At 63.1% G+C, this 26560-nt stretch carries 23 protein-coding genes; 10 read left to right on the top strand and 13 right to left on the bottom strand.

Annotated features, from left to right (window positions below):
* The coding region (locus ACL9RI_RS24380) for a carbohydrate porin (protein ID WP_422729059.1) at window positions 1–890 on the bottom strand (890 nt) is incomplete at its 3' end.
* A gap of 332 nt (window positions 891–1222) precedes the next feature.
* On the opposite strand from ACL9RI_RS24380, the gene ACL9RI_RS24375 reads away from it, so the two are divergent.
* From ACL9RI_RS24375 to tal, 4 genes are all read left to right on the top strand, one after another.
* A complete protein-coding gene (locus ACL9RI_RS24375; RefSeq protein WP_422729058.1) occupies window positions 1223–3136 on the top strand; it encodes a glucokinase in 1914 nt (637 codons plus the stop codon).
* Between the two features lies 1 nt (window position 3137).
* Complete coding sequence (locus ACL9RI_RS24370; protein ID WP_422729057.1) at window positions 3138–4187, top strand: LacI family DNA-binding transcriptional regulator; 1050 nt, start codon at window positions 3138–3140, stop codon at window positions 4185–4187.
* Window positions 4188–4274: 87 nt separating this feature from the next.
* A complete protein-coding gene (gene gnd, locus ACL9RI_RS24365) occupies window positions 4275–5306 on the top strand; it encodes a phosphogluconate dehydrogenase (NAD(+)-dependent, decarboxylating) (protein ID WP_422729056.1) in 1032 nt (343 codons plus the stop codon).
* Window positions 5307–5310: 4 nt separating this feature from the next.
* A complete protein-coding gene (gene tal, locus ACL9RI_RS24360) occupies window positions 5311–6384 on the top strand; it encodes a transaldolase (RefSeq protein ID WP_422729055.1) in 1074 nt (357 codons plus the stop codon).
* A 13-nt stretch (window positions 6385–6397) separates the two neighbouring features.
* Here the strand turns inward: tal and tkt are convergent, their stop codons facing one another.
* The 4 genes from tkt to ACL9RI_RS24340 form a co-directional block, all read right to left on the bottom strand.
* Entirely contained in the window at window positions 6398–8470 is a 2073-nt protein-coding gene (tkt, locus tag ACL9RI_RS24355; protein ID WP_422729054.1) for a transketolase, read from the bottom strand.
* A 112-nt stretch (window positions 8471–8582) separates the two neighbouring features.
* The gene (locus ACL9RI_RS24350) at window positions 8583–9035 is read right to left on the bottom strand and encodes a hemerythrin domain-containing protein (RefSeq protein WP_422729063.1); all 453 of its coding nucleotides are present in this window, start codon (window positions 9033–9035) and stop codon (window positions 8583–8585) included.
* A gap of 256 nt (window positions 9036–9291) precedes the next feature.
* On the bottom strand, window positions 9292–10212 hold the full coding sequence (locus ACL9RI_RS24345) for a carbohydrate kinase family protein (RefSeq protein ID WP_422729053.1): 921 nt from the start codon (window positions 10210–10212) through the stop codon (window positions 9292–9294).
* Window positions 10209–11432, bottom strand: coding sequence for an AGE family epimerase/isomerase (locus tag ACL9RI_RS24340; RefSeq protein ID WP_422729052.1), 1224 nt, complete (start codon window positions 11430–11432; stop codon window positions 10209–10211). Before ACL9RI_RS24340 ends, ACL9RI_RS24345 begins: the two co-directional genes overlap by 4 nt.
* 234 nt (window positions 11433–11666) lie before the next feature.
* On the opposite strand from ACL9RI_RS24340, the gene ACL9RI_RS24335 reads away from it, so the two are divergent.
* Complete coding sequence (locus ACL9RI_RS24335) at window positions 11667–12059, top strand: DUF1090 domain-containing protein (RefSeq protein WP_422729051.1); 393 nt, start codon at window positions 11667–11669, stop codon at window positions 12057–12059.
* A 22-nt stretch (window positions 12060–12081) separates the two neighbouring features.
* Here ACL9RI_RS24335 and ACL9RI_RS24330 read toward each other — a convergent pair whose 3' ends face one another.
* Both ACL9RI_RS24330 and ACL9RI_RS24325 read right to left on the bottom strand, forming a co-directional pair.
* On the bottom strand, window positions 12082–13596 hold the full coding sequence (locus ACL9RI_RS24330) for a CoA-acylating methylmalonate-semialdehyde dehydrogenase (RefSeq protein WP_422729050.1): 1515 nt from the start codon (window positions 13594–13596) through the stop codon (window positions 12082–12084).
* A gap of 96 nt (window positions 13597–13692) precedes the next feature.
* Entirely contained in the window at window positions 13693–14889 is a 1197-nt protein-coding gene (locus ACL9RI_RS24325) for an ABC transporter substrate-binding protein (protein ID WP_422729062.1), read from the bottom strand.
* Between the two features lie 340 nt (window positions 14890–15229).
* Between ACL9RI_RS24325 and ACL9RI_RS24320 the strand changes: the two genes are divergently transcribed.
* The 4 genes from ACL9RI_RS24320 to ACL9RI_RS24305 all read left to right on the top strand — a co-directional run bounded on the left by ACL9RI_RS24320 (window position 15230) and on the right by ACL9RI_RS24305 (window position 20593).
* Window positions 15230–17062: an RICIN domain-containing protein gene (locus ACL9RI_RS24320; RefSeq protein ID WP_422729049.1), complete on the top strand. Its 1833-nt coding sequence runs from the start codon at window positions 15230–15232 to the stop codon at window positions 17060–17062.
* A gap of 89 nt (window positions 17063–17151) precedes the next feature.
* Window positions 17152–18069, top strand: a complete 918-nt coding sequence (locus ACL9RI_RS24315; RefSeq protein WP_422729048.1) for a LysR family transcriptional regulator — start codon at window positions 17152–17154, stop codon at window positions 18067–18069.
* 22 nt (window positions 18070–18091) lie between these two features.
* On the top strand, window positions 18092–18622 hold the full coding sequence (locus tag ACL9RI_RS24310; RefSeq protein WP_422729047.1) for an isochorismatase family protein: 531 nt from the start codon (window positions 18092–18094) through the stop codon (window positions 18620–18622).
* Window positions 18623–18715: 93 nt separating this feature from the next.
* On the top strand, window positions 18716–20593 hold the full coding sequence (locus ACL9RI_RS24305; protein ID WP_422729046.1) for a hypothetical protein: 1878 nt from the start codon (window positions 18716–18718) through the stop codon (window positions 20591–20593).
* A gap of 35 nt (window positions 20594–20628) precedes the next feature.
* Here the strand turns inward: ACL9RI_RS24305 and ACL9RI_RS24300 are convergent, their stop codons facing one another.
* Entirely contained in the window at window positions 20629–21534 is a 906-nt protein-coding gene (locus ACL9RI_RS24300) for a LysR substrate-binding domain-containing protein (protein WP_422729045.1), read from the bottom strand.
* Window positions 21535–21653: 119 nt separating this feature from the next.
* Between ACL9RI_RS24300 and ACL9RI_RS24295 the strand changes: the two genes are divergently transcribed.
* Window positions 21654–22640 (top strand): zinc-dependent alcohol dehydrogenase family protein, encoded by a 987-nt coding sequence (locus ACL9RI_RS24295; RefSeq protein WP_422729044.1) that lies wholly within the window; start codon window positions 21654–21656, stop codon window positions 22638–22640.
* A gap of 3 nt (window positions 22641–22643) precedes the next feature.
* On the opposite strand, the gene ACL9RI_RS24290 is transcribed toward ACL9RI_RS24295, so the two are convergent.
* From ACL9RI_RS24290 to ACL9RI_RS24270, 5 genes are all read right to left on the bottom strand, one after another.
* Window positions 22644–23051 (bottom strand): DUF1801 domain-containing protein, encoded by a 408-nt coding sequence (locus ACL9RI_RS24290; protein WP_422729061.1) that lies wholly within the window; start codon window positions 23049–23051, stop codon window positions 22644–22646.
* Window positions 23052–23110: 59 nt separating this feature from the next.
* Window positions 23111–23479, bottom strand: coding sequence for a hypothetical protein (locus tag ACL9RI_RS24285; RefSeq protein WP_422729043.1), 369 nt, complete (start codon window positions 23477–23479; stop codon window positions 23111–23113).
* The gene (locus tag ACL9RI_RS24280; protein ID WP_422729042.1) at window positions 23476–24579 is read right to left on the bottom strand and encodes an RDD family protein; all 1104 of its coding nucleotides are present in this window, start codon (window positions 24577–24579) and stop codon (window positions 23476–23478) included. The genes ACL9RI_RS24285 and ACL9RI_RS24280 overlap by 4 nt, the downstream gene beginning before the upstream one ends.
* Before the next feature lie 111 nt (window positions 24580–24690).
* A complete protein-coding gene (locus tag ACL9RI_RS24275; protein WP_422729041.1) occupies window positions 24691–25899 on the bottom strand; it encodes a multidrug effflux MFS transporter in 1209 nt (402 codons plus the stop codon).
* Window positions 25896–26534 (bottom strand): CerR family C-terminal domain-containing protein, encoded by a 639-nt coding sequence (locus ACL9RI_RS24270; protein ID WP_422729040.1) that lies wholly within the window; start codon window positions 26532–26534, stop codon window positions 25896–25898. The genes ACL9RI_RS24275 and ACL9RI_RS24270 overlap by 4 nt, the downstream gene beginning before the upstream one ends.
* Window positions 26535–26560 lie beyond the last annotated feature (26 nt).

The following is a 26560-nucleotide window of genomic DNA, read 5'->3' as shown; positions in this document are numbered from 1 at the left end:
ACACGCGTACGTTTCACGTCCGAGCCGAACAAGGTGCTGCCCGACGCGCCCATCTGGCCGTTGCCGGCGCCGCCGACGCCAGGACCGACGCCGTATTGCACGCCGAAGGTGTTGCCGCCGCCGAAGACCTTGGCTTGGCGGTGGAAGGCCGACAATTGCCAGCCATTGTGGCGCTCGCCCAGGTTATCGTTATTCTTGCCCTGGCCGACGATGTAGGTCGCGGCGAGGTCCAGCGTGCCATCCTGGTTCACAGGAATTTCGCCGTAGATGAAGTTCTGGCGCACGGCCGACTGGGTGCTGACCACTTTGGTGACCGGGTCGGTGACGGTGATGTCGTTATCCTTGAAGAAGGCATACGAGAATTTACCCGGGCCGACATTGCCGATGCGGTCCAGACCGGCGCCGGTACCGTTCATGTTGATGTACTGCATGTCCAGCATGTGGATGTCAGGACGGTAGTAGAAACGTTTACCGACCCAGGCCGTGCCGCCAGCGAGGAAATCGAGTCCCTGTGCTTCGACGTAGGCCTTGACGATGCCGACCTTGCGGTCGCCGAAGTCGGACGTAGGCGCAAAGGCGTTGACCCACAAGGTGGCCATGTAGGTGACGTCGCCGGACTTGGCGATGGCTTTGGTGTAACCGAATTCCGTGTACGCATCGCACTCATTGCCGAGGCGATATTTCATGGTGTTACCGCCCAGGCCGTAGCAGCTTTGTGGGCCGCCGCCGTCAGCGGTCGAGCTGCCGGCGCCAGCGCGCAGGTAGCCGTGGAAACCTTCGGTGTCACTTGGGAACATGGGGCCGGCAGCAGCGGAACCGCTGGCGATGGCTAAAACGATGGCAGCAGGCAGCGATTTCAATGCAGCCTTTAACATGGTGCGATGCAGCATGGTAAGTCTCCTCAGTAATTTATTTTTTATCTAGTAATTCGTGGCCGAATTTACTGGCCAGAATTCTTTCCAGCAGAGACATAGTAACTATACTACGAACAAATATCAACATATTATGTTGTAATCCTACGACTACTCTGCGACACTTTATTTGTGCCTTGATTTTTCCTTTTTTCAGCTTCGCCCGTCTTCGCAAACAAGTCGCCAGCACGCTTGAAAACAGGGGCTCTTTTTGGCACGCCCGCCGTATTCGCATTAGAATCCTTGGTTTTCGCCGATAACGACAGTTGCGCCGCAACGACAGCGCACGCATACGAGACAAAAGCAACGCCATGAGAATTGATGAAAAAATAGAGGTAGGCGGCAGCGATCCGTCAGAGCGCTTCAGTGACGGGCCGCGCCTGCTGGCCGACATCGGCGGCACCAATGCCCGCTTCGTGCTCGAAACGCGCCAGGGCCACCTGGAAGCGGTGGCCGTGCTGCCCTGCGATGATTACGCTTCGCTGCTGGACGCCATCAACGCCTATATGATGAGCGCCGAAGCGCGCGCCGCCGGTTCGGCGCGCGTGCGCCACGCGGCCATCGCGATTGCCAACCCGATCGACGACGACACGATCCGCATGATGAACCACCACTGGTTCTTCTCGATCGAAGCGATGCGCGCCGCGCTCGGCCTCGACACCCTGCTGGTAGTCAACGACTTCACGGCGCTGGCGATGGCGCTGCCCTATCTGCGCGCCGACCAGCGCCTGCAGATCGGCGGCGGCATGGCCCGCGCCGACAGCGTGATCGGCTTGCTCGGCTCGGGCACGGGCCTGGGCGTATCGGGCATGATCCCCGCCGAAGACCGCTGGATCGCGCTGGGCAGCGAGGGCGGCCATGTCAGCTTCGCGCCCTGCGACCAGCGCGAGATGGATGTGCTGTCGTATGCCTGGCGCGAACTGCCGCACGTCTCGGCCGAACGCTTAGCTTCAGGCCGTGGCCTGGAACTGATCTACCGCGCCCTGTCCGAACGGGCCGGCCTGCACGACGTACAGCCGCTGCCCGCCGCTGAAATCACCAGCCGCGCGCTGAGCAACGAGTGCGACATCTGCCTGGAAGCGGTGGACTGCTTCTGCGCCATCCTCGGCTCCATCGCCGGCAACGTGGCCATGACCCTGGGCGCGCTGGGCGGCATTTATATCGGCGGCGGCATCGTGCCGCGCCTGGGCCCCTTGTTCGAACAGTCGCAGTTCCGCGCGCGCTTCGAACAGAAAGGCCGGCTGAACGAATACCTGGCGCAAATCCCCACTTTCCTGATCACGGCCGAACTACCGACTTTCCTCGGCATCGCCGCCATCCTGGCGCAAAAACTCAAGCGCGCCAATTCCGGCTCGCCCGTGCTGGAATCGGTGCGCCAGGCGCGCGGGCGCATGAGCCCATCGGAATGCAAGGTGGCCGACTGGGTGCTGAAGGAACCGAACGCCATGCTGACACTGCCGATCGCGGAAATCGCCCAGCGCGTGGGCGTCAGCCAGCCGACCGTGATGCGTTTTTGCCGTTCGATCGGGGTGCAGGGCCTGGCCGATTTCAAGCTCAAGCTGGCGTCGGGCCTGACGGGCGGCGCCATCACGGTATCGCACTGCCACGTGGAGATCTCGGACTCCGACGCCGAACTGGCGCGCAAGGTGCTGGGCAATAACGCCTCGGCCGCGCTGGGCTTGCGCGACATGCTCGACGTGAAGGCGTTGACCACCGCCATCGACCTCTTGCGCGGCGCGCAGCGCGTGGAATTGCTGGCCGTGGGCAGCGCGCGCGTGGTGGCCGACGACATGCAGCAAAAGCTGCTCAACCTGGGCATCGTCAGCAGCTTCTTTGCCGACCAGCAGGCGCAGGAAATGAGCGCCGCCATGCTCAAGCCGGGCGACGTGGCGCTGGTAATCTCGCGCTCGGGCGCCCTGCCCGACCTGCTGCGCACGGTGAAAGTGGCGCAATCCTGCGGCGCCAGCATCCTGGCGATTACGGCCAGCGGTTCGCCGCTGGCCAAGCTGGCCGACGTGCTGCTGACCCTGAACCACCCGGAAGGCAATCTGAACTTCGTGCCGATGATCGTGCGCCTGCTGCAATTGATGGTGCTCGATATCCTGTCGGTGGGACTGGCGCGGCGCGATACGGCGCAGCGCACCAGCGCCACCCAGCTGGAAGAAGGCCAGCTGCATGGCATGCGCATCAGCGGCAAGCTGAAATTCGGCGGCCACCTCGAATAAGATGAGCGAACCCACTCCCTCCCGCGCGGACGCCGGCAGCGGCGCCACCGTGCACGACGTGGCGCGCATGGCGGGCGTGTCGGCCATGACGGTCTCGCGCGTGATCAATGGACGCGCCAGCGTCAGCGCCCTCACGCGCGACAAGGTGGAAGCGGCGATCGCCGCGCTGCGCTACCGGCCCAACCTGGCAGCCAGGGCGGCCCGCACGGGCACCTTGCGCATCGGCCTGTTATACAGCAATCCCAGCGCCGCCTTTCTCAGCGAATTCCTGGTCGGCGCCATGGACCAGTGCCGCCAGGGCGGCGGCCAGCTGCTGCTGGAGCGCTGCGACGGCCTGGCCAGCCAGCGCACCGCCATCGCCTGCCTGGTCGAAGCGGGCGTCGATGGCATCCTGGTGCCGCCGCCGCTGTGCGATTCGGCCGAAGTGCTGGCGCAACTGAACCAGATGGGCGTGCCGGCCATCGCCGTAGCCACCGCCCGCCCCGCACCGGGCGTGTCCGCCGTGCGCATCGACGATTACCAGGGCGCGCTGGCCATGACGCAATACCTGATCGCCCAGGGCCACCGCGACATCGGCTTTATCGAAGGCGATCCGGCCCACACGCCGGCGCTGCTGCGCCGCCAGGCCTTCGAAGACGCCATGCGCGCTGCGGGCCTGGCCGTGCCGCCGCAGCGCGTGGCGCAAGGCTATTTTACTTACCGTTCGGGGCTCGATGCGGCGCGTGAGCTACTCAACGGGTCCACCCGGCCAACGGCCATCTTCGCCAGCAATGACGACATGGCTGCCGCCACCCTGGCCGTGGCGCACGGCATGGGCTTGCAGGTGCCGCAGGATTTGAGCGTGTGCGGCTTCGACAACACGCCCGTGGCCACCACCGTCTGGCCCGAACTGACCACCATCCACCAGCCGATCGCCGACATGGCGCGCGCCGCCGTGCAGCTGGTGATCGATGAAATACGCCAGCGCCGCGCCGGCGAAACGGCAACTGCCACGCACCAGCTGATGGAATTTACGCTGATGGTGCGCGCCTCGTCAGGTGTCGCCCGCTAAATTTGCCCCATGCGTGCGCCTGCGCACAGACCGCCACGGCCATCGGGCGCATGGTGAATTCTTCAGCCAGCCGCGGAGATACTCACCATGCAATTTGCAATGATAGGTCTGGGGCGCATGGGCGCCAATATGCTGCGCCGCCTGTGCGCGGGCGGCCACGAATGCGTGGCCTACGATACGCACGCAGAAGCGCGGGCGGCCATCGCCGGCCCCGGCGTCAGCACGGCGGCCACGCCGCAAGAACTGATCGGCATGCTGGTGCAGCCGCGCGTGCTGTGGCTGATGGTGCCGGCCGGCGCAGTCGATGCGGCGCTGGCGTCGTTGACGCCGCTGCTGGCGCCCGGCGATATCATCATCGATGGCGGCAACTCCTACTATCGCGACGACATCCGCCGCGCAGCAGAATTACGCTCCCGCCAGCTGCGCTACGTCGACGTCGGCACCAGCGGCGGCGTGGCCGGTTTCAAGCGCGGCTATTGCCTGATGATCGGCGGCGAAGCGGAGGTGGTTGATCACCTGACACCGCTATTCGCCACCCTGGCGCCGGACAGCGCTTCCGCGCCACGCACGCCAGGCAGGCGCGAAGGCAGCCCGGGTGGCGCCGAACAGGGCTTCCTGCATTGCGGCCCGCATGGCGCCGGCCACTTCGTCAAGATGGTCCATAACGGCATCGAGTACGGCATCATGGGCGCCTTTGCCGAAGGCTTCAATATCCTGCGCCACGCCGACGCCGGCCTGCACCACGACAGCACCCATGCCGATGCCGAGACGGCGCCGCTCGAGCATCCCGAGTTTTACCAATACACGCTGGACTTGCCCGAGATCGCGGAACTGTGGCGGCGCGGCAGCGTGGTCAGTTCGTGGCTGCTGGACCTGGCGGCGGCCGCCCTGCTGCGCGATCCGGCGCTGGAAGGTTATGCCGGCCGTGTCGCCGATTCCGGCGAAGGACGCTGGACCCTCAACGCCGCCATCGATGAAGCCGTGCCGGCGCCGATCCTGAGCGCGGCGCTGTTTGCCCGCTTCGGCTCGCGCGGCCAGGCCGACTATGCCGACAAACTGCTGTCGGCCATGCGCCAGGGCTTCGGCGGCCACCTGGAACAAGGCAAGACTGGAGGATAACACCATGAACGCAGCGATCAATTTGCATGAAATGGGCCAGCGCCTGTGGCTGGACAATATCACGCGCGGCCTGCTGGACGACGGCACCCTGGCGCGCTACCGGCGCGAACTGGCCATTACCGGCCTGACTTCGAATCCCACCATTTACCAGCATGCGCTGGCCGATACCACATTCTATGACGCGGCCATCGCTGACAACAATGCACAATCGGGCGAAGCGCTGTTTTTCGACCTGGCGCTGGACGACCTGCGGCGCGCCGCCGACCTGTTCCGGCCCGACTTCGACGCCAGCGATGGCGCCGACGGCTGGGTCTCGCTGGAAGTGTCGCCGCTGCTGGCCCACGACGCGCAGGCCACCATCCGCGTCGCCGCCGAACTGCACGCAAAAGCGGACCGGCCCAACCTGTTCATCAAGATTCCCGGCACGCCAGCCGGCCTGGTGGCAATCGAAGAATCGATCTTCGCCGGCGTGCCCGTCAATGTCACCCTGCTGTTTTCCTGCGCGCAGTACCAGGCCGCTGCCGAAGCGTATCTGCGTGGCGTCGAGCGCCGTCTTGAGGCGGGACTCGATCCCGCCATCGCTTGCGTGGCCTCGCTGTTCGTCAGCCGCTGGGATGCGGCGGTCGCTGACAAAGTGCCGGCGGAACTGCGCAACCGGCTCGGCATCGCCGTTGCGCGCCGTACCTATCGTGCCTACCGGGAATTGCTGGCGTCACCACGCTGGCGCTATCTGGCCGAGCTGGAAGCCCGGCCGCAGCGCTTGCTGTGGGCATCGACCGGCACCAAGGATAAAAACGCGTCCGACGTCCTGTATCTGCAGGCGCTGGCTGCACCGAACACCATCAACACCATCCCGGAAAAAACCCTGCTGGCCTTTGCCGACCATGGCGTGGTCAGCGGCAGCATGCCGGCCGATGGTGGCGATGCCGAGCAGACCCTGGCTGCCTTCGAAGCGGCCGGCATCGACCTGGAAGCGCTGGCACAACAACTGCAGGATGAGGGCGCCGAAGCGTTCGCCACCTCCTGGCACGCCTTATTGACAGTACTCGATAGCAAACGCAGCAAGCTCGGAAAATAGTCGATTAAACAGATCAGCCGCCCAGCAAGGCCAGCGCGCGCTGGCAAACGTTATCGACCGTGTAGCCGTAGTGCTGCATCAGCACATCGCCGGGGGCCGATGCGCCAAAGGTCTCGATGGACATCACGTCGCCATGGTCGCCCACATAACGGTGCCAGCCCTGCGCAACACCGGCCTCGATTGCCAGGCGCGCCGTCAATGCGGGCGGCAGCACCGTGTCGCGGTAGTCCTGCGGCTGCGCGTCAAACAATTCCCAGCTCGGCATCGACACCACGCTGGCTTGCACCTTGCGCTGCAACAGCGCCTCTTGCACGGCCAGCGCCAGCGGTACTTCCGAACCGCTGGCGACCAGCAGCAGCTGCGCCTCGCCGCCAGACGCAGCAGACAGCACGTAGGCGCCGCGCAGCAAGCCTTCCGCCGGTGCGTATTTGCTGCGGTCCAGGGTCGGCAGATGCTGGCGCGTCAAAGCCAGCGCCACCGGCTGCTTGCGCGATTGCAACGCCACTCGCCAGGCATGGGCCGTTTCATTGGCGTCGGCTGGCCGTATCACGATCAGGTTTGGAATCGCGCGCAAGCTGGCCAGCTGCTCTATCGGCTGGTGCGTGGGACCATCTTCGCCCAGCGCGATGCTGTCATGGGTAAAGACGAAAACTACGCGCAGTTCCATCAGCGCGGCCAGCCGCATCGACGGGCGCATGTAATCGGAAAAAATCAGAAAGGTGGCGCAGAACGGGATCGCGCCGCCATGCGCGGCGATGCCGTTCGAAATCGCCGCCATCGCATGTTCGCGCACGCCGAAGTGCAGGTTGCGGCCAGCATAATTCCAGTCGCCGCCATTGGCGCCCTGGCGATCGGGCGCAACCAGGGTTGGCGGCTGGAAGTCGCCGGTATCCTTCAGCGCCGTATAAGTCGATGGGTCGAGGTCGGCCGAGCCGCCGATCAGCGCCGGCAGGTGTTTGGCGATGCCATTCATCACCAGGCCGGAAGCGCTGCGCGTGGCCATGCCCTTGGCGTCGGCCGGGAATACGGGGATGCCGGCATCCCAGCCGTCGGGCAAGGCGCAGCCGCCTGGCTGCATCAACTGCCGCAATTCCAGCGCCAGCTCAGGATAGGCGCGCTCGTAAGCGTCCAGCCGCTGCTGCCATTCCAGGTGTTCCCGCCGGCCGCGTTGACCCAGCGCAAGAAAGTGCGTGCGCACGGCATCGGGCACATAAAATGGCGGCTCTTCGGGCCAGCCCAGCTTGCGCTTGGTGAGTTTCACGTTTTCTTCGCCCAGCGGCGAACCGTGGGCCTCGAAACTGTCCTGCCTGGGCGAGCCATAACCGAGATGGGTAGACACCAGTATCAGCGAGGGACGCAAGGTTTCGGCGCGCGCGGCGTGCAGCGCCTGTTCCAGCGCTGGCAGGTCATTGCCATCGGCCACGCTCAAGGTATGCCAGCCATAGGCGGCAAAACGGGCGGCGCGGTCTTCGCTGAAGGTCATGTCGGTACCGGCCGACAGGGTGACGTTATTGTCGTCGTACAGATAAATCAGCTTGCCGAGCTGCAGATGGCCGGCCAGCGACGCTGCTTCGGCCGCCACGCCCTCCATCAGGTCGCCATCGCTGACCAGCGCGTAGGTATGGTGATCGATCACCGTATGGCCATCGCGGTTGAAACGGGCCGCCAGGTGGGCTTCCAGCATGGCCATGCCCACGCCGTTGGCGAAACCCTGGCCCAGCGGCCCGGTCGTCAGTTCGACGCCGGGAGTCATCCCCCGTTCGGGATGACCAGGCGCGATGCTGCCCCACTGGCGAAACTGACGCATCTGCGCCATCGGCAGCGCGTAGCCGGTCAGGTGCAGCAGACTGTAGAGCAAGGCCGAACCGTGGCCGGCCGACAGCACGAAACGGTCGCGGTCGAACCATTGCGGGTGATCCGGATCATGCTTGAGCAAGCGGGTCCACAGGACATACGCCATCGGTGCGGCGTCGAGCGGCAAGCCGGGATGGCCGCTATTGGCTTGCTGGACGGTGTCGATCGCCAAAAAGCGCAAGGCGTCGACACATAGCTGATCAAGCGCTGAAGCGGAAAGCGGGGCATTCATCGGACACTCCGTGGTGGCGGCGGCAGGCCAGGACTTTGCAGTGTAGTCCCGGCCCATGCCCCGCTCCGTGCGCTGATCCACATAGCCGCCACGTGGGCGAAGGAATACTGGCTCAGGCTTGCATTTCCGGCAAATCGATTTCCGCCTTGCGCGCCGCAATCTGCCTGCCCAGGTCCGGCAAATCAAGTTTTGCGGCACGCGCTTTCGGGAACATGTCCTGCTCCTCTTCCTGCACATGGTGTTCAATCTGCTCGGACAGCACCTTGACCTTGGCATCGTATAAATCTTCGCCAGGCTGCATGGCGACGATTTGCGCGATCAATTCCTTGGCGGACGCGTGCTCGACGACGGCTTCATCGATCAGGTCTGCATTATTTTTGTTCGCCTCGCGCACGGCGGGATAAAAAATCTCTTCTTCCGCCGTTGCATGCTTGCTCAGTTCCAGGCAGATTTTCAAGGCCAGCTTGCGCTTGCTGGCCAGCGACCGGTCGCTCAAGGCCTCGTACTGCTCGAACAAGTCTTTCACGTGTTGATGATCTTGCGTGAGCAGTTCGATCGCATCCATCTCGGGGATGCCGGGATTTTTTCGGGAAACGGGCGCTGCCTGATGGGATTGGGTGGCCATGTTCGTGTCTCCATGTGGTTTGAGGGGACGATACCGCGTGCGGGTATCGGAACTCACATTGTAGGCACGGCCAAGCAAAGCCCATGTAGGACATTCACTTATAGCAAGGTAGGCAAACTGAGCCTGCTGAAATTCGCCCAAGGGAAACCAGTCCGCAGCATGACACGCGCGGACTGGAATAGTTGCTGGCGAACAATTAAGCCAGTACGGTACGCTCGACCAGCTTTTCCACCAGTTCCACCGATGGCGGCGAACCGCCGGCGGCAAGGCAGGCGCCCGCACCGGCGGCGACGGCGAAGCGCAGGTGCTGGCCGCCATCCACGTCAGGACGGTACATCAGGCTGTACAGCAAGCCGCCGATGCTGGCGTCGCCCGCGCCCACCGAATCGACCACCTCGATCACCGGTGGCGCCGCGCGCCACGATTGTTCACCCTGGTACAGGGCCGCACCTTGCGCGCCGCGCGTGTACAGATACGTGGCGTGCGGGTTCCAGCTGCGCAGGGTGGCAAACGCGGCATCGATATCGGCGTGGCGGAACAAGCCTTCCAGGTCTTCATCGGACACCTTCACCACGTCGGCCAGCTCGGTCATGCGGCGCAAGGTGGCGTCATAGCGCTCATCCATCATGACGCGGAAATTCGGGTCATAACTGATCTTCACGCCGGCCGCCTTCAATTCGGTGGCCAGCGCCACCAGCTTGCTGCACAGCGGTTCGCGCGCCAGGCTGATGCCGCCGAAATGCACCCATTGCGCCTGCTGCTGCCAGGTGGGCGGCAGCTGCGCCGCATCGAAATGCAGGTCGGCGCTGTCGTCGCCGATAAAGTAATACGTGGGCGGATGCAGTTCATGCACGATCGCCAGCAAGGGGGATTTGGCATAACGCTGCAGGAAGCGCATGTCCAGACCCGCCACTTCGGTTGCCTGCGCCAGCGCGTCGCCAAACACGTCACGGCTGACGGCGCCAGCAAACGCGCTGGGCACGCCCAGACGCGCCATCACGCGCGCCACGTTCCAGGTCGAACCGCCCACCTGGCTGCTCCACTGGTCCGCGCTAGTGCGCAGCATGTCGGTCAAGGCTTCGCCAGCCGAGACAAAACGGGGAAATTGCGCGCTCATGCTGCACCGCCGATCACATTGAGCACATTGAGCACTTCATAGCAGGCGCCCATGGTGTGGTAATCGACTTTGCCGGCCGGGCTTTTCTCGGCGCTGATTTTTTGATTCTCGGACGTCAGGATGCGGTACCAGGCGCCGTGGTCATGGTCGACGAAATGCTGCCAGCTATAGTCCCAGATCTTGTCGTAGCTTTTCCAGTAGCCCTCTTCACCGGTGCGCGCGGCCAGCACGGCAGCGGCGGCGAAGCTCTCGGCCTGCACCCAGAAGTATTTGTCGCCATCGCAGATTTCGTCCTGCGGACCGAAGCCGTAATGGATGCCGCCATGCTGGCCATCCCAGGCCTTGGCCAGCGCCGTGTCGAACAGCTGGCGCGCGCGCGGCAGCAGCCAGTCCGACGGTCCCGCCATGAACTTGGCGTGGCGCTCCATGATCAAGAGCAGCTTGGCCCACTCGGTGAAGTGGCCAGGCTGGTAGCCCCACGGACGGAAGATATTGCTCTTGTCGTGCAGGTTGTAGTCCCAGTCGATGGACCAGTCAGGGCGGTAGTGTTCCCAGATCATGCCGTCGGCCAGGGCCGCCTGGCGCACGGTGATATTGTGCGCCAGCGTCTCGGCGCGGTGCAGGTAGCGCGCTTCGCCGGTCGCTTCAAACGCAGCCAGCATCGCTTCGCAGGCATGCATATTGGCGTTCTGGCCCCGGTAGCCGTCCAACGTCGCCCAGTCGGCGCTGGCCACGTCCGCATACAGGCCATGTTCGGGCAGCCAGAAACGCTGTTCCATCAATTCAAAGGTTTCGTCCAGGTAGGTCCGTGCCTCCTGCATGCCGGCGGCAAGCGCATGCGCATAGGCCAGCAGCACGAAGGCCAGGCCGTAGCAGTGGTTGGCGCCATCTTCCACCGTCTTGAGACCATCTTTCCACTTCAGTTGCCAGGCGTAGCCGCCGGTGGCCGGATCGCGGTGCACCTCGCGCAAAAAGGCCACGCCATGGCGCAGCGCGGCCTGGTAATCGTCGTCGCCGAACTGGCGGTACGCCATGGCGTAATTGAAGATGAAGCGCGTGCTGCTGACCAGGTGGCGCGTGTGCTCGTCGTAGATGCTGCCGTCGTCGAGGAAGAAATGATAGAAGCCGCCGGTGGGGTCGATGGCGCGCGGGTGATAAAAACGCATGGTGTGGGCGATATGCTCGACGAGCATGCGCTTGGAGCGAAAATCTGGGGTCATGGTGGCGACTGTCTCATTAATTTGTTATCGATAACAAATATCATAGCATGCCGTCCCGGCGCCGTCTCGCCAAATCAGGGGGCCTTCGCTTGCCTTGGTTTTTCACGCCACAAGGCAGCCGATGCCACGCCTCGCAGGTCCGCACTGCACGGCAGGGTAAATTTGACAGGGTGCGCTGCGATGCTTACATTGGTGTCAATATACTTATTGACCACTTATTGACCGAGGAAGACCATGAAGCGCTTATTCATCATTGCCCTGCCCCTGTTACTTGCCATCGGCGCCAGTGCCGGCGCGTCCGCCGCCGACACCCCGCTCACCGGCTGCGCCGCCAAGCGCGACAACATCAGCACCGAACTGCGGCTGGCCAAAGAAAAGGGCTATGCCGACAAGATCACCGGCCTGCAGCGCGCGCTCGATGAAGTCAACGCCCATTGCCGCGACGACGCGCTGAGCCAGCGCCACCAGCAAAGAATCGCCAAGGCGCAGGCCAAGGTGAGCCAGACGGAGCGTTCGCTGCGCCTGGCCGAGGAAGCCAACAAGGAGCCGAAGAAAATCGCCAAGCTCAAAGGCAAGCTGCAAAAAGCCCAGTCCGACCTGGCGGCGCTGCAGGCGAAACAGCCTTAATTGCCGCCCGCTCACCGCCCCCTTACTTCATCGCGATCGTCGTGTTCACGCCGCTGCCGCCATCGTCCGGCGCGAACCAGCGGGCCGTGACGGTCTTGGTCTGGGTCCAGAAGTACAGGGCCTGCTTGCCGTTCGGGCCCAGGTCGCCCAGTTTCGAAGCGCGCGAACCGGTAAAACTGAAGTAGGCGACGGGGACGGGAATGGCCACGTTGATGCCCACCTGGCCCACGTCGATCTCGTTCTGGAATTTGCGCCCGGCCCAGCCGGAAGACGTAAAGATCGAGGTGCCATTGCCGTTCGGGTTGGCGTTGATGAAGGCAATCGCCTCATCGAGGGTATCGGCCTCCACCACGCACATGGCGGGGCCGAATATCTCCTGCGTGTAGATGGAATGCGTGGCTTGCACGCCGGAGAAAATCGTCGGCCCCATGAAGTTGCCGCCTTCGTAGCCCGCCACCTGGTGGCCACGGCCATCGAGCAGCAGTTGCGCGCCTTCGTCGACACCCGCCTGTATCAGTTTTTCCGCCCGCTGCAAGGCGGCCCTGGACACCATCGGCCCCAGGTCGGCCTCGCGGTCGCTGCCCGGCCCCACTTTCAGTTTTTTTGAACGGGCGACGATTTCCGGCAGCCAGGCGCGCGCCGCCCCCACCAGCACCACCACGGAATTGGCCATGCAGCGCTGGCCGGCCGCGCCAAACGCGGCGCCGATCAGGTTATTGATCGCCTGTTCCTTGTTCGCGTCGGCCAGCACCACGCAATGGTTTTTTGCCCCCATCATCGCCTGCGCACGCTTGCCCGCCTCGCTGGCGCGGCGGTACACATGCGTGCCCACGTGGGTGGAACCAATAAAGGAGACGGCCTTGATGTCGGGATGGTCGCACAGCAGGTTGACGACGTCGGCACCGCCATGCACCACGTTGAGCACGCCGGCCGGCAAGCCCGCCTGGTACAGCAGTTCGACCAGGTACATGGTCGACGATGGGTCTTGCTCGGACGGCTTCAGCACGAAGGTATTGCCGCACGCGATAGCAATCGGGAACATGAAGCACGGTAGCATGACGGGGAAATTGAAGGCCGTGATGCCGGCGCCCACGCCCAGCGGCTGATAGATATTGTAGACATCGACACCGTTGGCCGCGTTTTCCGCGATCTCGCCCAGCTGCAAAGTGGCGATCGAACACGCGTGCTCCACCACTTCCAGGCCGCGCATCACTTCCCCTTCCGCATCCGGCAAGGTCTTGCCATGTTCGCGCGTAATCAGTGCAGCCAGTGCGCCGATATTGTCGCGTATCAACTGCTGGTATTTGAGCATGATGCGCATGCGGACCGCCAGCGGCGTATTGCGCCAGGTCTTGAATGCCTCCTTGGCGGTGGCGACGGCCAGGTCGACCTCTGCGCGCGTGGAAAACGGCACCCTGGCGACGATCTCCTGCGTGGCCGGATTGAGCACGTCGCGCCAGTCGGTGCTGGCGGAGGGGTGCGGTTTGCCGGCGATATGCAGGGGGATGGATGGGACTTGGGTGAGGGCTTGGTGCATGGTTGGCGACTCCGGGTATGCGATGTTCATAGGGTAGGACTGAGCAAACGAGTACTGGGGTCAGACCCGGCGGGTCTGACCCTGGCCCTCTGCTGCTTATTTCTTAACCAAATTGCAAGCCGCCGCATCCATCGGCCTGAACGCCTGCTCGGCCGGGATGGTGGACAGCACTTTCAGGTAATCCCACGGGCCTTTCGATTCGGCCGGGGTTTTCACCTGCACCAGGTACATGTCGTGGATGACGCGGCCGTCGGGGCGGATCGATGCGTTGTGCATGACGGCGTCCTGGATCGGCAACTGGCGCATTTTGTCGGCGACGATTTTTGCGTCGTCGCTCCTGGCGGCCGCCACCGATTTCAGGTAGTGGTAGACGCTGGAATACACGCCGGCCTGCACCATGGTCGGCTTGGCGCCCTTGTTCAGCGCCTCGAAACGTTTGGCGAAGGCGCGGCTGCGGTCGTCAAAATTCCAGTAAAAACCATCGGCATATACCAGGCCCTGGGCCGTTTCCAGGCCCAGCGCGTGCACGTCGGACAGGAACACCAGCAAGGCGGCCAGGCGCTGGTCCTTGCCGCTGCCGATGCGGAATTCGCGCGCCTGCTTGATGGCCGACACGGTGTCTGCCCCGCCATTGGCCAGGCCGATCACCTGCGCCTTCGAGGCTTGCGCCTGCACCAGGAACGAAGAAAAATCGGAGGCGTTCAGCGGGTGGCGCACGGCGCCCAGCACCGTGCCGCCATTGCGCCTGACCACCTCGCTGGCGTCTTTTTCCAGCGAATGACCGAACGCGTAATCGACGGTGACGAAGTACCACGATTTCTGCCCAAGTTTGGTCAGTGCCGCCGCCGTGCCGGCCGCCTGCGAATAGGTGTCGAACATCCAGTGAAAGCCGTTCGGCGAACAGTCTTCATTGGTCAGTCTTGCCGTCGCCGGGCCGCTGAACATGGCGATGCCGCCCTTCTCTTTCATCAGCTTTTGCACCGCCAGCGCCACCGAGGAATTGGTCAGGTCGACGATGGCGTCAACCTTGTCGCGGTCCAGCCATTCGCGCGCCTTGGAGGCGGCCACATCGGCCTTGTTCAAATGGTCGGCCGAGACGATCTCGATCTTCATGCCCTTGCATTCGGCTTTCAGGCAATCGTCGGCCGCCATCTGGCTGGCGACCACGGAACCGCGCCCGCCCATGGCCGAATACGGCCCGGACATATCCGTCAGCACGCCGATCTTGACCACGCCATCGGAAATCTGCGCCTGGGCAGCGTTGAAAGACAGGGCCAGCGCCAGCGCACCCATGGCCAGGATGGTTTTTTTCATGCATGTCTCCTTGATGATTCTTTATGTGATTTTTTTATAGCTATGAACGTATTTTGCATGTGTAAAAATATCTACTCAATCAGAATTAGCGCATAAGTCATTTGCAAAAATGCACAAAAACAGCTGTCATCCCCGATTAACGTCCTTGCCTTTAAAAAAATAGTTTCCTTTGTCGAATATTGTGCGCCGCACACTGGAAATTTTGCTTATGATGCCACTCGCAACATTTCCTTACGGCAATATCGAACAATGCCGCGGGGCAGCGCTGAACAGCTGCGTGGTAGCGGTCACCACCATTAATCACCAAGAAAACACAACCATGAATCAACAGACATCAAGTTACAGGCCTGGCCTGGCCAGCGTGGCCAGTTCAGCCATACTGGCTTCCCTGCTGGCCGGCTGCGGCAGCGGTAGCGGAGCGCCGGCGCCATCGGCCAGCCTGAAAGCCGACATCACGGCCAGCACCGTGACGCCGGGCCACTATACGATCAGCAGCGTATCGAGCAATCTGTGCCTGGCGCTGGCCGGCGACAGCACGGCCGATGGCGCCGCGCTGCAGCAAGCCACCTGCAACGGCGCCAAGGCGCAGCAGTTCGACGTGCAGCTGACGGACGACGGCAGCTACAGCATCATTAACCTGAACAGCGGCAAGAGCCTGGACGTGGCCGGCATTTCCCTCCTGAATGGCGCGCTGCTGCAGCAATGGAGTTACGGCGGCGGCCCCAACCAGCGCTTCGGCATCGTGCCGAAAGACCAGGCGTTTACCATCAGCCCGAAAAACAGCGGCAAGTGCCTGGATGTGCAAAACTTCAGCAGCGCGCCGGGCGGCGCCATCCAGCAATGGGAATGCGGCAACAACACCAACCAGCAATGGACGTTTACCTCGACCGATCCGGTGCTGCCGGCCGACCCCGCGCCGACCGGCCCGGTGGTCGATGCCAGCACGCTCGATAACAAGCTGGTCTTCGGCTACCAGGGCTGGTTTGCCTGCGCAGGCGACGGCTCGCCGATCGACGTGGCCGGCAATGGCTGGCGCCACTGGGCGCCGAGCGCCACGCCCGTGGCCAGCAATGTCACGGTCGACATGTGGCCGGACATGCGCGACGTGCCCGCCGGCGAACAATGCAAGACCGGCTTCACCATGCCGGACGGCTCGCCGGCCGTGGTCTACAGCTCGTGGAACCGCGCTACCGTCAGCCGCCATTTCGAATGGATGCAAAACTATGGCATCGATGGCGTGCTGCTGCAGGAATTCGTCACCGAGCTCACGCCGGGTTCCGTCAACCGCCGCTTCCGCGATGGCGTGACGGCCAACGTGCGCGCCGGCGCCTCGGCCCATGGCCGTACCTGGGCCGTCGAATACGACACCAGCAATGCGCAGGATGCCGATATCGTCAAGAACATCAAGGATCACTGGGCCGCGCTGGCCGCCAATGGCTCGCTGACGGCGCCCTCCTACCTGCACCAGAACGGCTTGCCCGTGGTGGAACTGTGGGGCCTGGGTTTTAACGGCCAGCCTGCCACGCCGGCCGCTGCCAACGCCTTGCTGGACTGGTTCTTGCGCGACGCGCCCGCCAACCAGCGCGCCTACGTGATCGGCGGCGTGCCATCGCAATGGCGCACCCAGGGTTCCGATTCGTCGCAAGACCCGGCCTGGGCCGCCGTCTACCGCCGCTTCGATGCGCTCAATCCATGGCTGGTGGGCCGCTTCGGCGACCAGCAGGGCGCGCGCAACTTCCGCCAGAACGTGATGGCGGCGGACATCGCCGAAACCACGCGCCTGGGCAAGCGCTACATGCCGATGCTGTTCCCTGGCGGCCATAACGAACACCGCATCGGCGGGCGTTTCTGGTGGACCCAGTTCTACGAAGCCCGTTCGGCCGGCGCAAATACCTTCTTTGGCGCCATGTTCGATGAAGTCGATGAAGCCACCGCCATGTACAAGGTCGCGCCGAGCAAAGCCTTTTTGCCGGTGGAAATCCCCACCAGCCCCAGCCCGTATGAGCCAGGCAAGCCGCGCGGCCCCTTCATCACCCTGGACGCCGATGGCGAAAACCTGAGCAGCGACTTTTACCTGCGCCTGGCCGGAGAAGCGAGCAAGGTATTGCAGGGCAAGAGCACCCTGGGGCCGGATCGTCCGATCAGCCAGTAATCACTGCCTGGCAGCGCGCGTCGGCGCAAATATGCCCGTGCCATTGAAATCGATGCATAATCCTTTGCAAGAACGCAAAGGATACAAGCATGCTCGATTGGGATAATGTCCGGGTATTTCTGGAACTGACGCGCAGCCAGGGCCTGGTCGATGCCGCCAGGAAACTGGGCATCGACCATTCCACCGTCTCGCGGCGCATGCGCAAGTTTGAAGAGCAGGTCGGCACGCAGCTGTTCGACCGCAATTACGTGGGCTACCAGCTGACGCCGGAAGGCCACCGCCTGATGGAATACGCGGAAACCATGGAAAGCACGGTGTACGCGGCCACCGAAGAACTGGGCGAGCATAACCGGCTGCTATCGGGCCAGGTGCGCCTGGGCGCCACCGAGGGCTTTGGCGCCGTGGTGCTGGCGCCCCACCTGGCGCACTTTTGCGGCCGTAACCCGCACATCAGCGTGGACCTGATCGCCGTGCCGCGTTTTGTCAGCCTGTCCAAGCGCGAAGCGGACGTGGCGATTTCCATCGAGCGGCCGCAGTCCGGCCCCTATGTCGTGACGAAACTGTCCGATTACCGTTTGAAACTGTACGCCACCCCCGCCTACCTGGCGCGCCATGCGACTATTGCCAGCGTGGCCGACCTGACGCAGCACCCCATCATCGGTTACGTCGATGACCTGGTGTTCAGCGCCGAACTGCGCTATATGGACCACGTGGCGCCCGATTCCCTGCGCGCCTTTCGCAGCACCAGCGTGCTGGCCCAGTACCACGCGGCGCGGGCCGGCCAGGCGCTGGCCATCCTGCCCTGCTTCGTGGCCCAGCAATCGAACGAACTGGTGCCCGTGCTCGACGAGCAGATCGACTTGCAACGCGCTTTCTGGATGGTCTCGCCCAGCGAACGGCGCAATATCGCCCGCGTCAGCGCCCTGTGGAATTATTTGCGTGAAGTCATCGATCTCAACCATGGCTACCTGATGGGCGAAGAGAACGCGCCCCGCTGGCTGCCCTGATACTCATACGGAGATACATACAATGCTGATGGATGCCAACCAGGCGGTACTCGTGATCGTCGACCTGCAGGGCCGCTTGATGCCGGCCATCCACGATGCCGGGGCCGTGCTGGCGCAAAACCTGCGCCTGGCCCGCATCGCGCACCTGCTGGAGATTCCCGTGCTGGGCACGGAGCAGAATCGCCAGGGCCTGGGGCCAAATGTGGAAGCCATCGCCGCGCTGTGCCAGCAGACCTTGCACAAGACACATTTCGGCGCCTGCCTTGACGGCTTGCCAGCGATCCTGCCGCCAGGGCGCAGGCAGATCGTCGTCACCGGCTGCGAAGCGCATGTCTGCATGCTGCAGACGGCCGTCGGCTTGCTGGAACTGGGTTACGACGTCATCATCGCCATCGACGCCGTCGGCTCGCGCCAGCCGGCCAGCCGCGAGGCAGCCCTGCAGCGCCTGGACCGGCTGGGCGCGCAATTGCTGACGGTGGAAATGCTGGCCTTCGAATGGTTGCGCGATTGCAAGCACCCGCGCTTCCGGGACGTGCTGGCACTAATTAAATAAGCCGCTTCCATAAACTCAGGCGTTTAATCCAGATCAAGTCCTTTTCTACCCCATTTGCTAGCTTGAAAACTCTACACCAGCAAGGGGAAGATCATGGCCTACATCCTACGCGGCAAGCTGTGCGGCTTGATCTGTGCCGAATGTCCCGAACCGCTATCGAACGTCATCGTGCGCCTGTACCGCACGCGCGATACGCAGAACGTGACGGCGCTGGCCGTGGCCAGTGCCAAGGAAACCTTCGCCATCCTCAGCGAGGAAGAAGTACAAGCCAAGGCGCCCTTCCTGCTGGCCGAGGTCCGCACGGATGCCGACGGCAACTACAGCTTTACCCTGGGCGAGCACGACAACTACCAGGGCGAGGCGGTGGAAGTGGACGTCTTCTGCCCTGCCGTGCCGCATCTGAAGCCCGGCAGCAAGGAACCCGTGCCGCTGCAGCTGTCCATCACCACCATCCAGCCCCGCTGGCGCCAGGCCGGCGACGATCTCCTCGCCGTATGGAATTATTGCCTGCCGCAACGTTTCTGGTGCCTGGTGCGCGCCCGCTTCGGCGCCTGGACCATCTGCGGCCGCTTGCGCACCTGCGAAGCACCGCAGACGCCGATCGCAGGCGCCACCGTGCGCGCCTTCGATGCAGACTGGCTGCAGGACGATGCCCTGGGCGACGCCGTCACCGACGCCACCGGCCGCTTCCGCATCGATTACCTGACCTCGGACTTCACGCTGACGCCGTTTTCACCGTTCATCAACGTGGAATTCGCCAGCGGACCCGACGTGTATTTCACCGCGCAGCTGGGCAGTGTGACCATCCTCTCGGAAACCCAGGCGAATGGCCGCCAGCCGGGGCGTGAAAACGTGGGCCACTGCTTTTGCGTGGAGCTGTGTTCCAGCGCCGTCCTGTCGCCCGACGTGGAAGGCCTGCCGCACTGGCAGCAGGTGGAAATCTTCGACATCCACCCGTTTCCATCCGTGGCCGGCTTTTCGCCGCAAGGGTATGCGGGCGGCCCTGCCGCGTCCTACGTCTTCGCGGGCGGCGTCACACTGAAAGGCAATTGTCCCTTGCGCAATAGTACGATTCCCGCCAACCCGCTCGAATACCGCTTCCTGATCGGCGAATGGGGCTGGAGCGGCGGCGCCGATGATCCCACGACACTCCCCACGGTGGCGCCGGGCAGCCTGGCGCCGCTCACGCAAATCCTCGGCACCCTGGTCGGCTATGTGTTTTACACGAATGGACTGGGGCTGGCCGATTCGGCCCAAGTCATCATCGACACGGGCGACCTGCAAGCGGGCGGCTGGATACGGGTCGACAACAAGGCCGTCACCGTCGATATGCGCAATGGCAGCACGGCCGTCGTCAACGTCAACAGCAGCAACTTCCTGCGCACCTTCGACTTGCTTACCGTCAATACGCCGGCCATCACCAGCCTGCATCCGGCCAAGCTGCCGGGCGGCTTGCCGATACTCGATGCGGGCCGCAGCCTGAGCACGGCCGAAAGCGAACCGGTGCGCCGCTACCGCCTGGGCTTCGAGGTGCGCGACGGCACGACACTGGCGCTGGTGGCCAGCGACGGCCTCGATTCCATCGTTTTCGACAATTCGCCCGTCATCGTCGCGCTGGACCTGGAAGAGTTGCGCAGCAACGCCTGCAACCCCATCGCGGGCGGCGTGGTGCACATCCTGTACACGATCGACCACCCGCACCTGCGCTTTTTCAACCTGGCGATATCGAACAACAATGGCATCACCCACCCGCCGCCACCGCTGCCGGCCGCCAGCTTCACGCCACCGCCGCCCGCCGCCAACTACCTGTTCCGCGGCGGCGCAGGCGGGCCGCATTTATCGAGCAACAATGGCGGCTTCCCCGTCAACGTGGCGCTCGACCCGCCCTGCGCCTACCGGGTGGCCATCGCTTGGCAAACGCGGCATTACCTGGCCGGCTCGCACGGCATCGACCGGCTGTATTGCAAGTGAAGCCGTGGCGACGTGGTGGCAAAATCGTGGCAAAGTCATCCAGCCTGCTGCTGGAACAGCTGCGCCAGGAAGTCGACGAACACTTGCACCTTGGCCGCGCGCAGCTGGCGCGGGTGAAACAGCACCCACACGTCGGGACCGGCCGTGCGGTACGCCTGCAGCAAGGGCAGCAGGCTGCCGTCACGCAAGGGCTGCATGACGGACACGGACAAGGCCTGCACGATGCCGCAACCGGCTTGCGCAGCGGCGATCATCGATTCGATATGGTCGAACGACAGCGCAGCGGGCGGCGTGTGCGCATACGGCTCGGCGCCGTCGGCATCCTGGAATAGCCAGGGCCGCACCTGGCGCGATTTCGGGTACAGGAAATTGAGGCAGGCAAACTTATCCAGCGCTTGCGGTGTGTGCGGCTGGCCATGCCGGGCGATGAAGTCGGGCGAGGCGCAGCACAGGTACTCCATCTTGAGCAGGCTGCGCGCCACCAGCGAGGAATCCTGCGGCGGCACGATACGCAGCATCACGTCGATCCCTTCTTCCACCATGTCGATCAAACGGTCGCTGACGGTCAGGCGCAAGTCGATCTCGGGATAGGCGGCAATAAAACGGGGCAAGGCGGGCGCGACGATATTGCGGCTGATGCTGCTGGGCATGTCGACGCGCAAGCTGCCCGATGGACGCTGGCCTGCCTGCTGCAAGTCCGCTTCCAGTGCGGCCATGCCGGCCAAGACCTGGCGCGCCTGCGCATGGCAAACAACACCTTCGGCCGTCAAGGACATGCTGCGCGTGGTGCGCTGCAGGAGCCGCACGCCAAAATGCTTTTCCAGCGCCGCCACCTGGTTCGTCACGGACGAGGTAGAAATGCCCAGGCGCTGCGCAGCCTTGCTGAAGCCACCCGCCTCGACCACTGCGCAAAACACTTGCATCGCTTCCAGCCTGTCCATGCACTCTCCCCTTTTATTGGCGATTATCCACGATTCTGAAATAGTGCATCGCGCCGCGCCCGGTTTTTCTTTCCCCCAGCGCCACCTAGACTGCCCATATCAACTTTATGGAGCACACCATGCAAGCCCTCGTATTGAATGCATTTAACACAGCCATGAGCGTGACAGATTTAGCTGTGCCGCAAGCGGGACCAGGCCAGGTCCTGCTGCGCATCGCCGCCAGCGGCGTCAATCCGCTGGACACAAAAATCGCCGCCGGCCAGGCCCCGCACGCACGGCCGCGCCTGCCCGCCATCCTCGGCGTCGACGTGGCCGGCACGGTGGCCGCCGTGGGCGAAGGTGTCGCCACCTTTGCCATCGGCGACCGGGTGTATGGCATGGCGGGCGGCATCGCCGGTATTCCCGGTTCGCTGGCGGAGTACGGCGTATTCGAGACCGCCCTGCTGGCGCCCGTGCCGCAAAACCTGAGCTGGCGCGAAGCCGCCGCCCTGCCCCTGGTCTTTATCACGGCCTGGGAAGGCTTGGTCGACCGCGCCCACGTCAAGGCGGGCGATACGGTACTGGTGCACGGCGGCGCCGGCGGCGTGGGCCATATGGCTGTGCAGATTGCGGTGGCGATGGGCGCCACCGTGTACGCCACCGGCAGCGCGGCCAGCCGCGGCACCATCGAGGCGCTGGGCGCGCACTTCATCGATTACCGCGCCAGCACGGTGGATGAGTATGTAGCCGAACACACGGCGGGAGCAGGGTTTGATATCGTCTACGACACGGTGGGCGGCAGCACGCTGGACGCCAGTTTCAAGGCGGCACGAATCTATGGCGGCCACGTCGTCAGTTGCCTGGGCTGGGGTACGTTTGCACTGACACCGCTGACGGCGCGCGCGGCCAGTTATTCGGGCGTGTTCACCCTGCTGCCATTACTGAGCGGCAAGGACCATGCGCGCCATGGCGCTATCTTGCTCCAGGCCAACCGTTTGATCGCGGCCGGAGAATTGCGCATCAACCTCGATCCACGCCACTTCACGCTGGCGACGGCGCAGCAGGCGCATGCGGCGCAAGCCGATGGCAGCGCGCGCGGCAAGCTGGTGGTCAGCGTGCAGGAATAAAGCCTATTTTGTCTTTTTTTTCGGCGCCGTGTTCAAGGCCACGGCAGCCTGTACCAGCGCCGCCAGGGCCGCTGCATCGATGGTGTCGCCTTCATGGAAATCGATGGCGCGCCGGGTATTGCCGTCCAGGCTGGCGTTGAACAGGCCGGCCGGGTCGGCCAGCGCCGCGCCCTTGGCAAAGGTCATTTTCACGGCACGCTGGTAAGTTTCGCCCGTGCAAATGATGCCTGCATGCGACCACACGGGCACGCCGCGCCATTTGACCTCTTCCAGCACGTCAGGATCGGCGTGAAGGATCACCTGGCGGATGGCCGCCAGAGTCTGTCCGCGCCAGTCGTCCAACTCACGGATCTTCGCGTCGATCAGCCGCGACGGCGTCTCTCCGCCGTTCTGCGTCGTTGTCATCACCATCCCCTTCACGCTCAAAGTGTCTGCTGATTGTACTGCCGTTGCACGGCGTTTCAAGCAGGTCAAGCACGATACTGCGCAGCCATGCGCCAGGTGCACAGCACAAAAATCAAAAAGCAGACTTGCGCCAGAAACGCGGCCAGGTCGATGCCATACCGCCAGGCCACCCAGGAATTGATCGCGACGTCGACGGCAATAATAATCAGCGTCAAGATCACGCCTGCCTTCGGCCGCACAAACAGCAGCACGATGGCCAGCGGGTCGACCAGGGTCAATGCCGTCCAGAAGCTGGTGACAAGGACTGGCAACCCGCCATAATCCCAGCCCCAGTCATACTCGGCAACGATCAGCAGATGGTTGTAGGTGGCGCCAAGCAGGCACAGGGCGTAAATCATCCGCAGCCAGCACGAGCGGCGGGATACGCTCATCATTGCGCGATTTTCGTGGCGCTATCATGGCCTGGCGCTTTCCATTGTTCAGGCGTATGCGCGTAGCTCGTGATAGTCCATTGAGAAGCAATGCCGATGTCGTAGCCTGACCTGAGGCTGACGCCAATCGACTGCTGACGGCTTGCCCCGGGATCTCGCTTCAGCAGCAGTTGCACCATCTCTTGCGCTAATGTTTGCGTGTCAGGCAACGATGGATCAACAATGGCGTTGATCCATAATTGCTCCCTGGTCTCATTGGACATATGCATGGTACTGACGATAACGCCAGCGCTCCGGATGCCAGGCATCGTTTTGAGTTCCTCGGATACCGCAAGCAAGGAGCCAAGCTGCGCCGGCGGCAAGAACTGCCTTGATATCAGAGCAATGCCCGCGAATACGATGACGGCGATAGCGATAAATGCCGCATGACCGCGCCAGACTGATGCGGTAGGCAAGCTCAGCTTGCCAGGGCCGGTCTTGATGACAAAAGCACCAACGGCCAGGTCGTGCAGCGATTGCCGTGTCCTGCGATTAAACAGCAGCAGATAGTAAATGCTGAAAATGATACCAGCGAGCAGTACCAGTACACTCAGCGTGAGCCACACCTTGTCAGGGCCCAGGTTGATAACGAAGCCGTTCATGAAATACGCCAGGCAAAAGATGGCGGCGCGCAGAAATGCCGCCGGCAGGCTCAGCATGTCACCAGTACGCGACACCAGCTTCAGTCCCAGCAAATGCATGCCCAGCGATTGCCCCCCTCTCAGACGGCTTTGCATCACACCAAAATAGAGCACCGTGATGGTCAATCCAACGAGGATGCCCCAGGCGCCCAACGCAGAAAATTGTGCATGCAGTACCGCGCCTGCCGCCTGGCCAAGTATCCAGAGGAAAATGATATCGATGAAAAACGCACCTATCCTGCGCCAGACGCCAGCCACCACCACCTCAGGCAGATTGCCGGCATCCACCTGTGGAGCCTGCGCCAGGCTGGCCAGCCGCGCTTCGATTTCCTGCACGCGTTCAGGGAACCGGACCGCATCGATGCGGCCCAATATCTGCCGCAATTGCTGTTCTGTCTGCTGGCTGTAGTCTGGTGCGTCCATTTATTCCCCATGTTAAGCGAGTCGGCCAAGCACAAGACAATCTTGCTCTATGTGCAACGACATAGTATATGAGGAAACATGCAAAAATGTCTATTGGCAATTTCCCTTGCCTTACGCCACTTCCGCGACTTCGCCTGCCCTACGTGCGCTGCCCTGGTGGCTGGCCAGCCACCAGAAGAACGAGGCCAGCAGCACGGCCGACATCTGTCCCAGCGCCAGCTTGATGCTGCTGTCGAACAGCAAGGGCGCGATAAAGCCGGACACCAGCGCGAACAGCAGCATCTGCACGAAGTTTTGCAAGGATGCCGCCAGGCCGCGCATCTGCGGGAAGATATCCAGGGTGGAAATCGTCATGCCCGGCAAGGCCAGCGACATGCCGAACGCGTACGTCATGATGGGAATGATGGCCCACGGTATGCCGGGCACAAACCAGTGGTTGTACGCAATATTGCAGATGCCGGTCGCCGCCATGATCAGCAGCCCCCAGCGCACCAGTTGCGGCATCGGCACCGTATGCGCCAGCTTGCCATTCAGGGCGGAACCGGCCACCAGTCCGCCCACCATGGGCACGAACATCCAGCCAAACGCCGTCTCGGGCAAATGCAGCAATTCCATCACGAAATGCGGCGCCGAGGCGATATACAGGGCGAAACCGCCATAGGCACAGGCCACGGCCAGCGAGCGCAACTGGAATCCCCGGTGACGCAGCGCCTGCCAGTAATTGGCGGCGATGGCGCTGGGGTGAAAGGGCTGGCGTTGTGCGACCGGCAGGCTTTCCGGCAGGCCACGCCAACTGATCAGCAACAGCAGCACGGTGGCAATGAAGGTGAAGATAAACGTCGATTGCCAGCCGTAGGCCACGTGCAGCCAGCCGCCGATAATCGGCGCGATGGCGGGGGCGATGCCGAACACCATCATGATATTGGCCAGCATCTTTTGCGCAGCCGCGCCCGTCAAGGTGTCGCGCACAATGGCTTGCCCGATCACCCTGCCCGCGCCCACCGACGCGCCTTGCACGCCACGGAAAAACAGCAGCCAGCCAAAGCTGGGCGCGAACGCGGCGCCGATGGAGCCGGCGGCAAACACAAACATGGAATACAGGATCACGGGACGGCGCCCAAAGGAATCGGACAAGGTGCCATAAAACAGGGTCATGAAAGCATACGCCGCCAGATACACGCTCAAGGTCTGCTGCACCAGCAGGTAGCTGACATTGAAGTGCGTGGAAATGGCGTGGAACGACGGTAAAAAAGTGTCGGTGGCGAAAGGGCCCAGCATGGCCAGGCCGGCCAGCATGATGGTCAGGGTCCAGGCTTTCATGCCGATTCTCCAGTGCACATATTGGCCAGCGCCGCCAGGGTAAAGCGCGAGATATGCGCGGCGATGGCCGCGATGCCCGCCTCGTCATACCTGAGTTCCGGCGCCACCAGGTCGTGCACGGTACGCGAACGCGCATAAAACACGACCTGCCCAATCACGCTGAAGACACATTTCTGCACCACCTCATCGGGCCAGGACGGCCCCACCACACCGCGTATCAAGCGCGTAAATTGCGCGTGCTGCGGCAAGACATGGCGCTCGGCCAGGCGGTGGATGGCGGCCGTCGGCTCGATCAGTTCGCGCGCCACCAGGCGCACGAACAGGGACGACGGTCCCGAGCGCAGCATGGTACAGACCAGCTCTTCAATGGCCAGGCGCAATTGCTCGGCCGGCGGCAAGGACATGGCAGCGTCGGCGTTATCGCACACATACGCCAGTTCCCGCGCGTAGTCGAAGGCAGCCAGGTGCAGCTCTTCCTTGCTATGGAAGTAATAATTGACCATCGCCACATTCACTTGCGCCGCTTCGCATATCTTGCGCACCGACGCCGCCTTGTAGCCATGCTCGACAAACATCTCGACGGCCGCCTGCAAGATGCGTTGGCGGGCCGGTTCTGCCGTATTTTCCTCAGTCATTTCAGTATCATCAATTAAACAGATGT

The sequence above is a fragment of the Janthinobacterium sp. Mn2066 genome (genome assembly GCF_049319705.1).
Classification (GTDB): Bacteria; Pseudomonadota; Gammaproteobacteria; order Burkholderiales; family Burkholderiaceae_D; genus Janthinobacterium.
This window is presented reverse-complemented; position numbering and strand designations above follow the sequence as displayed.